15 protein-coding genes are annotated in these 14,188 nt (G+C 71.6%); 10 read left to right on the top strand and 5 right to left on the bottom strand.

The features are described 5' to 3' along the window. The first annotated feature begins 58 nt into the window (after positions 1–58). A complete protein-coding gene (locus tag OG871_RS18735; protein WP_371498025.1) occupies positions 59–514 on the top strand; it encodes a GatB/YqeY domain-containing protein in 456 nt (151 codons plus the stop codon). A 170-nt stretch (positions 515–684) separates the two neighbouring features. Here the strand turns inward: OG871_RS18735 and OG871_RS18730 are convergent, their stop codons facing one another. Beyond that, positions 685–2,931 carry a transglycosylase domain-containing protein gene (locus OG871_RS18730; RefSeq protein WP_371498023.1) on the bottom strand — a complete coding sequence of 749 codons (2,247 nt, stop codon included), beginning with the start codon at positions 2,929–2,931 and terminating at the stop codon, positions 685–687. A 349-nt stretch (positions 2,932–3,280) separates the two neighbouring features. Between OG871_RS18730 and OG871_RS18725 the strand changes: the two genes are divergently transcribed. Beyond that, positions 3,281–3,655, top strand: coding sequence for a WhiB family transcriptional regulator (locus tag OG871_RS18725; protein ID WP_371503354.1), 375 nt, complete (start codon positions 3,281–3,283; stop codon positions 3,653–3,655). 169 nt (positions 3,656–3,824) lie between these two features. Here the strand turns inward: OG871_RS18725 and OG871_RS18720 are convergent, their stop codons facing one another. Together OG871_RS18720 and OG871_RS18715 are read right to left on the bottom strand one after the other, a co-directional pair. Continuing rightward, positions 3,825–4,991 carry an ArsA family ATPase gene (locus tag OG871_RS18720; protein WP_371498021.1) on the bottom strand — a complete coding sequence of 389 codons (1,167 nt, stop codon included), beginning with the start codon at positions 4,989–4,991 and terminating at the stop codon, positions 3,825–3,827. Beyond that, positions 4,988–6,061, bottom strand: coding sequence for an ArsA-related P-loop ATPase (locus OG871_RS18715; RefSeq protein ID WP_371498019.1), 1,074 nt, complete (start codon positions 6,059–6,061; stop codon positions 4,988–4,990). Before OG871_RS18715 ends, OG871_RS18720 begins: the two co-directional genes overlap by 4 nt. A gap of 160 nt (positions 6,062–6,221) precedes the next feature. Between OG871_RS18715 and OG871_RS18710 the strand changes: the two genes are divergently transcribed. The 5 genes from OG871_RS18710 (at position 6,222) to OG871_RS18690 (ending at position 8,974) form a co-directional block, all read left to right on the top strand. Next, a complete protein-coding gene (locus OG871_RS18710; protein WP_095874066.1) occupies positions 6,222–6,380 on the top strand; it encodes a DUF4177 domain-containing protein in 159 nt (52 codons plus the stop codon). Further along, a complete protein-coding gene (locus OG871_RS18705) occupies positions 6,380–6,850 on the top strand; it encodes a RidA family protein (RefSeq protein WP_371498017.1) in 471 nt (156 codons plus the stop codon). Before OG871_RS18710 ends, OG871_RS18705 begins: the two co-directional genes overlap by 1 nt. Before the next feature lie 79 nt (positions 6,851–6,929). Beyond that, positions 6,930–7,802 (top strand): NUDIX hydrolase, encoded by an 873-nt coding sequence (locus tag OG871_RS18700; RefSeq protein ID WP_371498015.1) that lies wholly within the window; start codon positions 6,930–6,932, stop codon positions 7,800–7,802. A 162-nt stretch (positions 7,803–7,964) separates the two neighbouring features. Further along, positions 7,965–8,156 carry a hypothetical protein gene (locus OG871_RS18695; protein WP_371498013.1) on the top strand — a complete coding sequence of 64 codons (192 nt, stop codon included), beginning with the start codon at positions 7,965–7,967 and terminating at the stop codon, positions 8,154–8,156. Further along, positions 8,153–8,974 (top strand): MBL fold metallo-hydrolase, encoded by an 822-nt coding sequence (locus OG871_RS18690; protein WP_371498011.1) that lies wholly within the window; start codon positions 8,153–8,155, stop codon positions 8,972–8,974. Before OG871_RS18695 ends, OG871_RS18690 begins: the two co-directional genes overlap by 4 nt. Before the next feature lie 99 nt (positions 8,975–9,073). On the opposite strand, the gene OG871_RS18685 is transcribed toward OG871_RS18690, so the two are convergent. Then, positions 9,074–9,748, bottom strand: a complete 675-nt coding sequence (locus OG871_RS18685; protein WP_033818547.1) for a Crp/Fnr family transcriptional regulator — start codon at positions 9,746–9,748, stop codon at positions 9,074–9,076. Positions 9,749–10,135: 387 nt separating this feature from the next. Here OG871_RS18685 and nth point away from each other — a divergent pair, with 387 nt between their 5' ends. Both nth and OG871_RS18675 read left to right on the top strand, forming a co-directional pair. Continuing rightward, the gene (gene nth / locus OG871_RS18680) at positions 10,136–11,008 is read left to right on the top strand and encodes an endonuclease III (RefSeq protein WP_371498009.1); all 873 of its coding nucleotides are present in this window, start codon (positions 10,136–10,138) and stop codon (positions 11,006–11,008) included. Beyond that, entirely contained in the window at positions 11,005–11,703 is a 699-nt protein-coding gene (locus tag OG871_RS18675; RefSeq protein WP_371498007.1) for a CoA pyrophosphatase, read from the top strand. The genes nth and OG871_RS18675 overlap by 4 nt, the downstream gene beginning before the upstream one ends. Positions 11,704–11,764: 61 nt before the next feature. Here the strand turns inward: OG871_RS18675 and OG871_RS18670 are convergent, their stop codons facing one another. Continuing rightward, positions 11,765–12,724: a DUF4389 domain-containing protein gene (locus OG871_RS18670; RefSeq protein ID WP_371498005.1), complete on the bottom strand. Its 960-nt coding sequence runs from the start codon at positions 12,722–12,724 to the stop codon at positions 11,765–11,767. A gap of 164 nt (positions 12,725–12,888) precedes the next feature. Between OG871_RS18670 and OG871_RS18665 the strand changes: the two genes are divergently transcribed. Further along, positions 12,889–14,073: a MarP family serine protease gene (locus OG871_RS18665; RefSeq protein ID WP_371498003.1), complete on the top strand. Its 1,185-nt coding sequence runs from the start codon at positions 12,889–12,891 to the stop codon at positions 14,071–14,073. Positions 14,074–14,188: the final 115 nt, after the last annotated feature.

Raw genomic sequence — 14,188 nt, 5'->3', positions numbered from 1 at the left:
GGGCCCGCGGGGGCTTAATCAGGGGCGTCGGTGCCGGTCAGGTGCGAGACTCGTCGGCATGACGACGCTTAAGCAGCAGCTGCAGGAGGACCTGACGGCTGCGATCAGGGCCCGGGACGAGCTGCGCTCCTCCACCATCCGGCTGACACTGTCGGCGGTCACCTCGGAGGAGGTGGCCGGTAAGGAGAAGCGCGAGCTCTCCGACAGCGAGGTGCTTCAGCTGGTGGTCCGCGAGGCCAAGAAGCGCCGGGAGGCGGCGGAGGCCTTCGAGCAGGCCGGCCGGACCGAGTCGGCCGCCCGGGAGCGGGCCGAGGGCGAGGTGCTGGCGCAGTACCTGCCGCAGCAGCTCTCGGACGAGGAGCTGACCGCGATCGTCGCCGAGGCGGTGGCCGCGGTCGGTGCCACCGGCCCGCAGGCGATGGGTGCGGTGATGAAGCTGGTGCGCCCCAAGGTCGGCGACCGGGCCGAGGGCGGCCGGGTGGCCGCCGCGGTGAAGGCCGCGCTGGCGGGCTGACCCGGCCGCGCGCCGAGCCGCGTCGGCCCGCGTCGGCCCGTGTCGGCCCACGTCGACGCAGGTCGGCCGAGTTGCCGGCCGGTACCGGACACGCCCGAGGGCGGTCCCCGTGCTTCGGGGACCGCCCTCGGGCGTTCGTCGCGCTGCGGGCTCGGGTCGCCCCGCGGGGGTCAGTGGCGTCGGCCGCCGGTGTTGCCGCCGTTGCCGTTGTTGCCGCCGATGCCGCCGTCGGTCCCGATCGGCGGGAAGGTGAAGCCCCCGTTGATCAGCCCGCCGCCGTTGTTGCCGGCGGTGGCGGCGTCCCCGGACGGCGGGGTGGCACCGTCGGTGGGCGTCGGGGTCACCGGCACCGGGATGTTGACCGTGTGGAAGCTGGACTTCGGCGTGCCGTCCAGCGCGTCGTTCATCGCCAGCTGCCAGATCGGGCCGGGGCCGTCGGCGCCGTAGACCGCGCTGAAGGGCTTGCCGCCGATCTTGATGTTCTTCATCGAGACGTTGCCGGTGGGGCCGCCGAGCCAGACCGAGGTGGACAGCTCCGGGGTGAATCCGGTGAACCAGGCGGCGTACCGGTTGTCGGTGGTACCGGTCTTGCCGGCGATCGAACGCCCGCCGTCCAGGCCGAGCGACGAGCCGGTGCCCTTCTCGGTCACGCCCAGCAGCAGCGTGGTGACGCCGTCCGCGGTGGCCTCGGACATCGCCTGGGTGCAGTTGGCCTTCGGCACCTGGAGCTTCTTGCCGTCGGCGGCGACCATCGAGCTGATCGCGACCGGGCTGCAGTACAGGCCGCGGGCGGCGAAGGTCGCGTACACGTTGGCCATGGTCAGCGGGCTGACCTCCTGGGTGCCGAGCACCATGGAGGGGACCTGCTCCATCGGCTTGCCGTTGGCCTTGTTCTTGATGCCGAGCTTGTCCGCCATCTGCTTCATCGGGCAGAGACCGACCTGCTGCTCCATCTGCACGAAGTAGGTGTTGACCGACTTCGCCATGGCGTCCTTCAGCGAGAACGGTCCGACCTCGCTGGCCGACTCGTTCTCCACGGTCGCCGCGTTGCGGGTGCTGTTCTTCCAGGTGCCCTCGCAGGTGCTCATGGACGGGTAGTCCATGTCGTGCGGGGAGGGGTACTCCTGGGTGATCGGAATACCCGATTCGAGCGCGGCCGCGGCCAGGATCGGCTTGAAGGTCGAGCCGGGGGAGAAGCCGTTGCCGCCGCCCATCGCGGCGTCGACGTTGAGGTTGAGGACGGTCTGGTTCTGCTTGCCGTCCAGGCCGTACGGCCGGGTCTGCGCCATCGCCAGGATCTCGCCGGTGCCCGGCTTGACCATGGTGGCCGCGGCCGAGACCGAGTCGGTCGCGTAGACCTTCTTGGTCACCGCGTTGTAGGCGGCGGCCTGCTTGTCCGGGTCGATGGTGGTGTTGATCTTCAGGCCGCCCTGGCTCCACAGCTTCTGCCGGTCGGTGGCGGTCTTGCCGAAGACCGGGTCCTGCTTGACCACCCGGCGCACGTAGTCGCAGAAGAAGCCCATCCCCGCCTGGGCGGTGATGCAGCCGTTCAGCGGCTCCCGGTACTTGATCCCGAGCGGGGCCTCGGTGGCGGCCTTGGCCTCCTCCGGCGAGATGTGCTTGTACTCCAGCAGCTTGCCGATGACCGTGTTGCGCCTGGTCTGCGCGGCCTGCGGGTGCAGGATCGGGTCGTAGGCCGTGGGGTTCTGCACCAGCCCGGCCAGCATCGCGGCCTCGGGGACGGTCAGGTCCTTGGCGCTCTTGCTGAAGTAGCGGTTGGCGGCGGCCTCGATGCCGTACGCCTGGTGGCCGTAGAAGGTGATGTTGAGGTAGTTGGTGAGGATCTGATCCTTGGTCAGCTCCTCCTCCAGCTTGATGGCGTACTTCAGCTCCTGGATCTTGCGGCCCAGGCTCTTCTTGGTCGCCTCGAGGAAGGCCTGCTGGTCGTCACCGGCCTGCTCGACGAAGACGTTCTTCACGTACTGCTGGGTCAGCGTGGACGCGCCCTGGGTGGCGGATCCGGCCTCGGCGTTCTTGGTGATCGCCCGCAGCACGCCCTTGAGGTCGACGGCGCCGTGCTCGTAGAAGCGGCTGTCCTCGATGTCCACCTGGGCCTTGCGCATGATCGGCGCCATCTGGTCCGAGGTGAGGATCGTTCGGTCCCGGTCGTAGACCTTGGCGATCAGCCCGCCCTTGGCGTCGTAGATCGTCGACGCCTGGGAGAGGGTGGGAGTCTTGAAGTCCGCGGGGATGTTGTCGAAGCTGTCGGCCGTGTCCTTGGCCGTGAGCCCGAGCGCGCCGACGGCCGGCAGGGCCATGCCGGCGACCAGGACGCCGGCGAGCACGCTGCCGCCCAGGAACTTGACTCCGAGGCTCGCCTTGTCGAGCGCTGATCCCGAGGTTCGCTGAGGTGCCATGGGAGAACCCTACGTGCCGGATTCCCCACCATGGGGGCAGGTGTTCGCCTAGGCTTGTCACAAGACTGCGACAGCTTCGCTCTGTTCATCATCACCACTCTTGTGAGTGATGAGCTTTGCCCGATTTAGAGCCTTTTGCGGCCAATGATGCCCGGGTATCCCTCGATTTTCCGTAGCAGAGTGTGATGATAGTTGTCTCGGGAGTGTCGGCAAGGCCTACGACCTGCGATCACTCCAACGAGTGAGGTATCGGGTACCCATAGTCCGATTGGGTCATTTGAGATTGAGCCCGAAGGGGCTGTTGCGGAGTGCCGTTCTTCCGTAACGTCCTCAACTGGCAGCGGTGAATATGCCGTTGCCGCCGTGGGGGAGCCCCGATTCGGGAGAGGACGGCGCCAGCATGGGCTGGGTAGACGACTGGAGCGCATTGGCGGCCTGCCGCACGAGCGATCCGGATGAATTGTTCGTACAGGGGGCCGCGCAGAATCGCGCCAAGGCCGTGTGCAGCGGGTGTCCCGTTCGCACCGAATGCCTGGCCGACGCGCTCGACAACCGGGTCGAGTTCGGTGTCTGGGGAGGGATGACGGAGCGGGAGCGCAGGGCGCTGCTGCGGCGTCGTCCCACCGTGGGCTCCTGGCGCAGGCTGCTGGAGACGGCCCGGGCGGAGTACGAGGAGTCGCTGGCAACAGGAGTGATCCTGCGCGACTACGCCCAGGCGGGCTGAGCTTCTCCCGCCATCGACCGCAGGGATGCTGACGGGCAGTCGGCAGGTGTGGGGGCGGCGATCGACAGGTACCGGTCCGGCCGGTGTCCGTGTCCCGCCCGGTGCACCAGAGGGGGTCTGCTGCCCGGGCTGCGCTCCGAGTTCCGCCGGATCGCTCCGTTCACCCTGCTCACCGCTTCGCCGGGCCCGAGGGCGGCGGCGCGCTGAGGCGTTCGCCGATGATGCGCAGTCCGGCGAGGTCGTGCACGTCACCGGCCAGTGCCGGCACCTCCACCATCGGTACGTCCGGATAGACCGAGACGAACCGGTCCCGGGTGCGTCGCTCCCGGTCCATGATCTGCATCCGCTCCGCGTGCAGCCGCAACAGTCCGGCGGCCAGCGTCTCGGCCTGCACCGTGGCGGTCTGCGAGCCGTTCTCCTCCAGCATCTCGGCGGCGGCCAGCGCCCGTTCGGCGGTCAGCTGTGCGGCCCCGGTGGAGTGCACCCGGTTGAGCACCAGCCCGGCCAGCGGCATCTCGTCGGCGGCCAGCCGGTCGACGAAGTACGCGGCCTCGCGCAGCGCGTCCCGCTCCGGCGCGGCGACCACCAGGAAGGCCGTGCCCGGCGCCTTGAGCAGCTGGTACGTGCGGTCGGCCCGCTCGCGGAAGCCGCCGAACATCGAGTCCATCGCGCTCACGAAGGTCTGGATGTCGGTCAGCAGCTGGGCGCCGAAGATCTTTCCCAGGGTGCCGGTCAGCAGGCCCATCCCGACGTTGAGGAACTTCATCGCACTCCGGCCGCCGACCTTGGCCGGGGCGGTGAGCATCCGGATCACCCGCCCGTCCAGGAAGGAGCCGAGCCGGCCCGGGGCGTCCAGGAAGTCCAGTGCGGAGCGGGACGGCGGAGTGTCCACCACGATCAGGTCCCAGCGCTCGGCGGCCCGCAGCTGGCCGAGCTTCTCCATCGCCATGTACTCCTGGGTGCCGGCGAAGCCGGCCGACAGCGACTGGTAGAAGGGGTTCTCCAGGATCGCCTTGGCCCGCTCCGGGTCGGCGTGGGCCAGCACGACCTCGTCGAAGGTCCGCTTCATGTCGAGCATCATGGCCTGCAGCTCGCCGGGGCCGTCGACGTCCTTGACCAGCCGGGGAGTGTTGTCCAGCTCGGTCAGGCCCATCGACTGGGCCAGCCGCCGGGCCGGGTCGATGGTCAGCACCACGGCCTTGCGGCCGCGCTCGGCGGCCCGCAGGCCGATCGCCGCGGCGGTGGTGGTCTTGCCGACACCGCCCGAGCCGCAGCAGACGACGATCCGGGTCTTCGGATCGTCGATCAGCGCGTCGATCTCCAACCGGGTTGTCATGCCGCCCCCTGCCGCTTGAGTTCGCTCGCGAGCCGGTACAGCCCGCCGAGGTCCACGCCTTCGCCGAGCAGCGGCAGCTCGTAGGTCGGCAGTTCCAGCTGCTGCAGGTCGGCCCGCTGGTCCCGCTCCAGTTCCACCCGCTCGGCGTGCTCCCTGGCCTGTTCCAGCAACGGGTCGAGCAGCGGTTCGACGGCCGCCCGGACGGTCTCGGGCTTGCGCGACCGGCCGCCGAGGCCGGCCTCGCCGAGTGCCTGCGCCACCTCCTCGCGGTGGTCGCCGTGCACCGCCGCCACCGCGGCCGCGTCCAGCACCGGCGGCCGGACCATGTTCACCATCACCCCGCCCAGCGGCAGTTGCGCCTCCCGGAGGTCGGTGATCCCGTCCACCGTCTCCTGCACCGGCATCTCCTCCAGCAGCGTGACGAAGTGCACCGCCGTCTCCGGTGACTTCAACACCCGCATCACGGCCTGCGCCTGAGTGTGTATCGGGCCGAATCTGGCCAGCCCGGCGACCTCGGAGTTGACGTTCAGAAAGCGGGTGATCCGGCCGGTCGGCGGGGCGTCCATGACGATCGCGTCGTATGCCCGGTGGCCGTCCGACCCCTTGCGGCGGGCCGCCTCGCAGGCCTTGCCGGTGAGCAGGACGTCGCGTACGCCCGGTGCGACCGTGGTCGCGAAGTCCACGAAGCCGACCTTCTGCAGGGCCTTGCCGGCCCGGCCGAGCTTGTAGAACATCTCCAGGTACTCCAGCAGCGCCTGCTCCGTGTCGATCGCCAGCGCGTACAACTCGCCCGGCCTGCTACCGGGCTCGGCGGGCAGCCCCAGCCTGGCCCGGCTGACGGTGGCGACCTTGCGCTCCTCGTACGGCAGCGCGGAGATGCCGAACAGCTCGGCGATGCCCTGTCGGCCCTCGACCTCGATCAGCAGGGTGCGGCCCCCCTCGGCCGCCAGAGCCAGCGCGAGTGCGGCCGCCAGCGTGGTCTTCCCGGTGCCGCCCTTGCCGCTGACGACATGCAGCCGCACGCCCTCCCAGTCCGGGCCGCGCTCCTCGGGGCCGGGGGTGCTCGCCACGCTCCGTCTCCGTCCGTCCGTCGACCGGCACCGCCTGGTGCCCTCCCCGTGAGCGTAACCAGCGAGCGCCGTCGATGACGGGAGCATCCGGACGGGCGCCCGGATTGATGCCCCCTCTGTGTCCCACCTCACACCCTCGCCGACGGCTAGAGTCACCCCCATGACCAAGTGGGAATACGTCACCGTGCCGCTGCTCGTGCACGCGACCAAGCAGATTCTGGACACCTGGGGCGAGGACGGCTGGGAGCTCGTCCAGGTCGTGCCCGGGCCGAACAACCCCGAGCAGCTGGTTGCCTACCTGAAGCGGGAGAAGAGCTGATGAGCAAGGTCGAGGAGAAGCTGGCCGAGCTCGGGCTCACCCTGCCCGCCGTCGCGGCGCCGGTCGCCGCCTACGTCCCGGCGGTGCGGTCCGGCGACCATGTGCTGACCGCCGGCCAGCTGCCGATGGTGGCGGGCAAGCTCGCGATCACCGGCAAGGTCGGTGCCGAGGTCACCGCCGAGGAGGCCAAGCAGCTCGCGCAGACCTGCGCGCTCAACGGCCTGGCCGCCGTGAAGTCGGTGATCGGCGACCTGGACCTGATCGAGCAGGTCGTCAAGGTGGTCGGCTTCGTGGCGTCCGCCCCCGACTTCACCGGTCAGCCCGGCGTGATCAACGGCGCCAGCGAGCTGCTCGGCCAGGTGCTCGGCGAGGCCGGTGTGCACGCGCGCAGCGCGGTCGGCGTCTCGGTGCTCCCGCTCGACGCCCCGGTCGAGATCGAGTTCCAGGTGCGGGTCCGCGCCGCCGTCTGACCGTCCTGTGCGCCCTCTTTTCGCGCGGGGCCGGGGTCGGGTCTGTCCAACCCGGGCCCCGCGCGTTTAGCATCCGGGCATGGATCATCGAGCAAGGTCGCTCCCGATGCCGCCGTCCTGGCCTGCCCGGATCCGCGCGCTCGCGGCCGGTGAGCTGACGCCGGCGACGCCGAAGCCGTCGGCCACCGTGGTGCTGCTGCGCGACGGGCGGTCGGACGAGGCCGCCGGACCGCAGGCGTACCTGCTGCGGCGCCGGACCTCGATGGCCTTCGCCGGCGGCATGTACGCCTATCCCGGTGGCGGGGTCGACCCGCGCGACGCGGAGGCCGACCTCCGCTGGGCCGGGCCGACGCCCGGCGAGTGGGCACAGCGGCTGGGGATCGAGGTCAGCGCCGCCAAGGCCGTGGTCTGCGCGGCCGTCCGGGAGACGTTCGAGGAGGCCGGCGTCCTGCTGGCCGGACCGGACGCCGAGACCATGGCCGAGCCCCGGGACTGGAGCGCCGAGCGCGCCGCGCTGGAGGCCCACGAGCTGTCCTTCGGCGAGTTCCTGAGCGGGCACGGACTGGTGCTGCGCAGCGACCTGCTGGGTGCCTGGGCCCGCTGGACCACCCCGGCCTTCGAGGAGCGCCGCTTCGACACCTGGTTCTTCGTCGCCGCCATGCCGGCCGGGCAGGACGCGGCGGCCCAGGTCGGCGAGGCGGACAAGGTCGCCTGGCTGTCGCCCGCCGAAGCCGTCGAGGGCTACGAGGCGGGCCGGATCGGCATGCTTCCGCCCACCGTGACCGTGCTGCGCGAGCTGCTTCCCGCCCATACCGCGGCCGAGGCGCTCGCGGCGGCGGAACATCGCACCATCAGCCCCGTCCTTGGTACAGCCGAGGTGGCGGGCGATCGTATGACGGTGCGATGGTCTGGGTATGAAGAGCTGACCATCGATGGGGAATTCCCGGCGTAGCGGCGCCGGGAGTTCGGGACCGTCCGGCGTAGCGGCGCCGGGACGATGGGACCGTCCGGCGTCGCGGCGCCGGAGTTCGAAGCGGCCCGGCGTAGCGGCGCCGGGAGTTGGAGAGGGGCTCGGCGGAGGCCGGGTCACCATAGACGGAAGGAAACTCGGCCGATGATCCACAATGACGTGGCTCGCCGGACGGCGCACGCCCTGCCCGCCCGAAGCCTGACGCCCCGAAACCGGTTCGGCGCCGCCGCCGCGTACGACGTGTACGCCCCGCGTGCGCTGACGCGGCCGCTGCCGGCCCGCAGCCTGGTCCGCCGCAGCGCGGACGTGGACCGCGGAACCGAGGGCGGCCGGTGAGCGGTCTCCTCCCGGGTGACCCCGCCGCCACGGTCGGCGGTGGGGCCACCCCCCGGGCGCTGTGTGTGCTGGCGCCCAACCCCTCCCCGATGACACTGGACGGCACCAACACCTGGCTGCTGTCCGAGCCCGGTTCCGACCGGGCCGCGGTCGTCGATCCGGGTCCGTTGGACGAGGGGCACCTGCGGCGCGTGGTCGAGGCGGCCGAGCAGCAGGGCAAACGCATCACGTTGACCCTGCTGACGCACGGCCACCACGACCACGCCGAGGGCGCCGCCCGCTTCGCCGAACTCACCGGCAGCCGGGTGCTCGCCCTGGACCCGGCGCACCGGCTCGGTGACGAGGGGCTGCACCACGGCCAGGTGCTCGACGTCGGCGGTCTGGAGCTGCGGGTGGTCGGCACGCCCGGCCACACCGCGGACTCGCTGACCTTCCACCTGCCCGCCGACGGCGCGATCCTGACCGGCGACACCGTCCTCGGCCGCGGCACCACAATGGTCGCGCACCCCGACGGCCGGCTCGGTGACTACCTGGACTCGCTGCGCCGCCTGCACACCATGGCCGCCGAACGGGGCGTGCGCACCGTGCTGCCCGGGCACGGGCCGGTGCTCGCGGACGCGCTGGGCGCCGTCGACTACTACCTGGCGCACCGTGCCAACCGGCTGGCCCAGGTCGAGACGGCGGTGGAGGCCGGCTGCCGGACTCCCGCCGAGGTGGTCGCCCGGGTGTACGCGGACGTGGACCCGGCACTGTGGCCGGCCGCCGAGCTCTCGGTGCGGGCCCAGCTCAGCTACCTGGAGGACCACGGTCTGATCTGAGGCCGGTGGCCCTGCCGGGTCGTGGACTCCGGGAAACGCCCGAGGGCCCGTGGGAGCTGTCCCACGGGCCCTCGGTACACGCGTCGTCAGCGCGGGGTGTCAGCGCGAGCGGCGCGACAGCCGTTCGACGTCCATCAGGACCACCGCGCGGGCCTCCAGCTTCAGCCAGCCGCGGCCGGCGAAGTCCGCGAGCGCCTTGTTGACCGTCTCGCGCGAGGCGCCGACCAGCTGGGCCAGCTCCTCCTGGGTGAGGTCGTGCGCGACGTGGATGCCCTCGTCGGACGGCACCCCGAAGCGGCGGGAGAGGTCCAGCAGGGCCTTGGCCACCCGGCCGGGGACGTCCGAGAACACCAGGTCGGACATCACGTCGTTGGTGCGGCGCAGCCGGCGGGCGATGGCGCGCAGCAGCGCGATCGACACCTCGGGGCGGGCGTGCAGCAGCGGGAGGAGGTCGCCGTGGCCGAGGCCGAGCAGCTTCACCTCGGTCAGCGCGGTGGCGGTGGCGGTCCGCGGACCTGGGTCGAACAGCGACAGTTCGCCGATCATCTCGCTGGGGCCGAGCACGGCGAGCATGTTCTCGCGGCCGTCGGGGGACGCGCGGTGCAGCTTCACCTTGCCCTCGACCACGACGTACAGCCGGTCGCCCGGGTCGCCTTCGTGGAACAGCGACTCACCGCGGGCGAGGGTCACCTCGGTCATGGAAGCCCGCAGCTCGGCAGCCTGGTCGTCGTCGAGTGCCGCGAAGAGCGCGGCGCGCCGCAGAACGTCGTCCACGAGCTTCCTCCTGCTGGTGTCTGGGCAGTGCTACTCACCACCAAGGATGACGCATGTCACTCCGATCATATGAGGAGGGGGTGACCTGCTGGACACCGTACGGGGCCATTTGTACCCATCCGTGCGGTGTAGTCGCACCTGGGCGGACCCGTCCGTGGCCTCAACAGGCCTCCGAGGAGCCGCTGAGAGGTCGCTGCGAGACCTCCGGGAGCCCGCGAGGTGGGCACCCGTCGGTCCGGGAAGGCCCGGCGAACGGCGGGGTGCACGGCGGGTGCACGGCTTGGCGAGCGGCGCGGTGAAACGGCTTGGCGAACGGCTTGGCGAACGGCTCGGCCCGACCGGTGGAACCGTCCACGGAGGGCGGCCCGCTCGGCGTAGCCTGCGTGCATGGCAGAGAGCAAGGTCCGGAAGGCTGCGCCCGCGGTGCAGAGGGTCGCGAAGCCGAAGAAGCCGGAGTCGCATCTGGCGATGGTGCGGCGGGCGCGGAAGATCAACCGGGCGCTGGCGGAGCTGTATCCGTACGCGCACCCGGAGCTGGACTTCGAGTCGCCGTTCGAACTGCTGGTGGCGACGGTGCTGTCTGCCCAGACGACCGACCTGCGGGTGAACCAGACGACGCCGGCGCTGTTCGCGAAGTACCCGACGCCCGAGGACATGGCGGCGGCGGTGCCGGAGGAACTCGAAGAGATCATCCGGCCGACGGGGTTCTTCCGGGCCAAGGCCAGATCGCTGATCGGGCTGGCGGCCGCGCTCCGGGACCGCTTCGACGGCGAGGTGCCGGGCCGGTTGGAGGACCTGCTCACCCTGCCGGGGGTCGGGCGCAAGACCGCGAACGTCGTGCTCGGCAACGCCTTCGGGGTCCCCGGGATCACCGTCGACACGCACTTCGGCCGGCTTGCCCGGCGCTTCGGCTGGACGGACGAGGAGGACCCGGTGAAGGTCGAGGCGGTCGTCGCCGAGATCTTCCCGAAGTCCGAGTGGACGATGCTCTCGCACCGGGTGGTCTTCCACGGCCGCCGGGTCTGCCACTCCCGCAAACCGGCCTGCGGTGCCTGTCCGATCGCGCCGCTCTGCCCGTCGAACGGGGTGGGCGAGGTCGACCCGGAGAAGGCCCGCAAGCTGCTCAAGTACGAGCTGGGCGGGCAGCCCGGGCAGCGGTTGCGGCCGCCGGCGGACTATCCGGGGCAGCCCGCCCCGAGCGCGGGTGGCGGGGCCGGTCCGTCCGGCGACGACGACGGCGATCTGGACGGGGTGGCATGACGGTGTCGATCGAACGCGACGGGCTGCCGGGCTGGCTGCTGCCGGTACGGGAGGCGGCCGAGACGGTGCGGCCGGAGCAGCTGAGCCGCTTTCTGCCGCCGGCGGAGGGCGGGCGGCCCTCCGCCGTCCTGATGCTCTTCGGGCAGGGGCCGCTCGGCCCGGACCTGCTGCTGATCGAGCGGGCCCGTTCGCTGCGCTCGCACGCCGGCCAGCCGTCCTTCCCGGGCGGGGCGCTCGACCCGGAGGACGGGGATCCGGACGGTCCGGGGCCGGTGGCGGCGGCGCTTCGGGAGGCGGCGGAGGAGACCGGCCTCGACCCGTCGGGGGTCCAGGTCTTCGCGACCTTGCCCGCACTCTTCATCCCGGTGAGCGGATTCGTGGTGACGCCGGTGCTCGGGTGGTGGCGCCGGGAGACGCCGGTCGCGCCGGTCGACCTGGCGGAGACGGGTGCGGTCTTCCGGGTGCCGCTGACCGACCTCACCGATCCCGCCAACCGGGCCAGGCTCAAGCACCCGTCCGGCTTCACCGGGCCCGTCTTCGATGTGGCGGGGCGCCTGGTCTGGGGTTTCACGGCCGGGGTGATCGACCGGGTCCTGCACTACAGCGGCCTGGCACGGCCCTGGGACACCGAGCGCATGATCGCGCTCTCGGACGAGGCGCTCGGGCTGGCGGGGCGGGGGTTCGGCGAGCGCTGACGAGGGGGTCGGGCGGGTGGCCTCCGTCTGTGCGACGACGGATGGCGGATGACGGATTCCGCTATCTGGTGCCCGTCATCGGGCCGGGCGCGTCCGGCAGGTCCCCGACCACCGGCATCGTCGCGTGGTAGTTGTCGTCGGAGTCGTAGTTGCGGGTGACCGAACTGGTGATCGAGGAGGCGATGCCGGCCACGATGAACAGCACCAGCAGCGCCTTCCCGGCCCCGCTGACCACCAGCGGCCTGGTCGCCGAAGCCCTCGCGATGCCCGACGCGCCCAGCGCACCCGCCCCGGCGGCCCCCGCCCCCACGGCCCCCGCCACCGGACCGGGGGCCGCTGCCTCGGAGGCCGGCCCGGACGGCGCCTCGGCCGCCCCCGCGCCCGGCCAGGCCGCCCCGGCGGGCGGCAGCGGAGGCTCGGCGAGCGGTTCCGGGTCGCCGAACACCCGCTTTGGATACGCCGCGGTCAGCATCAGCGCGTACACCTCGAACCGCATCCGGTACCGCAGCACGGCCGCCGTCGCCTCGAACAGGGGCCGCGGCATCCGCCCCAGGACCAGGACCACCAGCCAGCTGAAGAACGCCACCACCCACCACCCGGTGACCAGCAGGTTCTGCACGATGGCCGCGGGGATCATCAGCACCAGCCGGAAGAACACCGCCAGCCGGTTGAGCAGGCCGGGCCTGACCTCGATCCGCACCGGGTACTTCTCCGGCTCGAACTCGAACGGCGGGTAGCGGTCGACGAGCAGCATCAGGTAGGCCTCGACCCGTGTGTCGTACGCGACGTACAGCGCCAGGTAGCGGGCGGCGAATTCGGGTAGCCGACCGAGGAACAGGGCGCCGAACCAGCCGATCACCACGACCACGAAGGCGGCAATGCTCAGCAGCCAGACCACGATGATCTGGGGCAGCGCCAGCAGGGCGCGCAGGAACACGGTGAACCGGTTCTGCGGGCCCGGCTCGGGGATGTCGAGCGGGGGCAGCCACTCGGCCTCCACAGCGCTGCTGGCGTCCCACATGCCTGCCTCCCGGAGTCCCTGCGGTGTCGGAGCGGTGTCGGGTTGTGACGGTTCTCTGTTCAGACGGTCCCAGTGCGGTGCACGCCCTGCCTGCCGGGTGGGCCGAGCGAGCTACCGGGCGTGAGTATGCCCGCCGCGCGCCGAGGACATGGGAGGGTAGCTGGGTGAACGTCCTGGATCTGCTGCTGATCGCCGCCGCGGTGGGCTTTGCCGTCTCCGGCTACCGGCAGGGTTTCGTGGTCGGCGTGCTCTCCGTCCTCGGCTTCCTCGGCGGAGGCCTGATCGCGGTGCAACTGCTGCCGCTGCTGCTGCGGCACATCGGACCCGGCACCACCGCCTCGGTGGTCGCGGTGATCGTGGTGATCGTGCTGGCCGCCATCGGCCAGGCCGTCACCACCCACTTCGGCTGGAAGCTGCGCGGGCACATCGGCCGCAGGCGGGCCAGAACCGTGGACGCGATCGGCGGCTCGGTGGTCAACGTGATCTCGATGCTGCTGGTGGCCTGGCTGATCGGATCGGCCCTGGCCGGGACCTCGATGCCCACCGTCTCCAAACAGGTCCGCACCTCCGCGGTGCTGGGCGGTGTCCAGGACGTCCTCCCGGCGGACGCGCCGAACTGGTTCTCCGACTTCAGCAAGGAGCTGGCACGCAGCGGCTTCCCCCAGGTGTTCAACCCCTTCGAGCACGAGCCGATCACCGAGGTCGAGGCGCCGGATCCGGCGCTGGCCGGCAGTGCCGCCGTCCAGCGGGCGCGCCAGAGCATGGTCAAGGTGGTCGGCACGGCCACGGCCTGCGGCAAGACCCTGGAGGGCAGCGGCTTCGTCTTCGCCCCGCACCGGGTGATGACCAACGCCCACGTGGTCGGCGGGGTCGAGGAGCCGACCGTGCAGATCGGGGGGGCGGGCCAGCTCTACGACGCCACGGTGGTCCGCTACGACTGGCAGAAGGACATCGCGGTGCTCGACGTCCCCCGGCTGAACGCCCCGCCGCTCAACTTCGCCGGCGAGGCCAGGACCAACGACAGCGCGATCGTGGCCGGCTTCCCCGAGAACGGCGCCTTCAACGTCCAGCCCGCCCGGATCCGCGGCCGGATCCAGGCGAACGGCCCGGACATCTACCACCGCGGCCAGGTGGTCCGGGACGTGTACTCGGTCCGCTCGCTGGTCCGCCAGGGGAACAGCGGCGGTCCGCTGCTGACCCCCGAGGGGGAGGTGTACGGGGTGGTCTTCGCCAAGTCGCTGGACAGCGCGGACACGGGCTACGTGCTGACCGCCGCCGAGGTGCGCGACGACGCCGTGCAGGGCGCCACCGCGACGGCACGGGTGGACACCGAGGGCTGCGCGCTCTGAAGCCGCGTCGCCGTGGCCCGGGCCTCCGACGGATCGGCCGGTCCTGCTGATAGCGTCGGCCCGCGCTCACCCGTTCAGCTCAAACGGAACGGGGGTACGCGAGGCGGACCGGTCC

The organism is Kitasatospora sp. NBC_00374 (assembly GCF_041434935.1).
In the GTDB taxonomy this organism is placed as follows: domain Bacteria; phylum Actinomycetota; class Actinomycetes; order Streptomycetales; family Streptomycetaceae; genus Kitasatospora.
Note: the sequence above shows the minus strand (reverse complement) of the source record. Positions and strands in the feature narration are given on the sequence as shown.

Coding starts and splice junctions, on each gene's coding strand:
- OG871_RS18735 (WP_371498025.1), top strand. CDS start 59: ATGACGACGCTTAAGCAGCAGCTGCAGGAGGACCTGACGGCTGCGATC.
- OG871_RS18730 (WP_371498023.1), bottom strand. CDS start 2,931: ATGGCACCTCAGCGAACCTCGGGATCAGCGCTCGACAAGGCGAGCCTC.
- OG871_RS18725 (WP_371503354.1), top strand. CDS start 3,281: ATGCCGTTGCCGCCGTGGGGGAGCCCCGATTCGGGAGAGGACGGCGCC.
- OG871_RS18720 (WP_371498021.1), bottom strand. CDS start 4,991: ATGACAACCCGGTTGGAGATCGACGCGCTGATCGACGATCCGAAGACC.
- OG871_RS18710 (WP_095874066.1), top strand. CDS start 6,222: ATGACCAAGTGGGAATACGTCACCGTGCCGCTGCTCGTGCACGCGACC.
- OG871_RS18705 (WP_371498017.1), top strand. CDS start 6,380: ATGAGCAAGGTCGAGGAGAAGCTGGCCGAGCTCGGGCTCACCCTGCCC.
- OG871_RS18700 (WP_371498015.1), top strand. CDS start 6,930: ATGGATCATCGAGCAAGGTCGCTCCCGATGCCGCCGTCCTGGCCTGCC.
- OG871_RS18695 (WP_371498013.1), top strand. CDS start 7,965: ATGATCCACAATGACGTGGCTCGCCGGACGGCGCACGCCCTGCCCGCC.
- nth (WP_371498009.1), top strand. CDS start 10,136: ATGGCAGAGAGCAAGGTCCGGAAGGCTGCGCCCGCGGTGCAGAGGGTC.
- OG871_RS18675 (WP_371498007.1), top strand. CDS start 11,005: ATGACGGTGTCGATCGAACGCGACGGGCTGCCGGGCTGGCTGCTGCCG.
- OG871_RS18670 (WP_371498005.1), bottom strand. CDS start 12,724: ATGTGGGACGCCAGCAGCGCTGTGGAGGCCGAGTGGCTGCCCCCGCTC.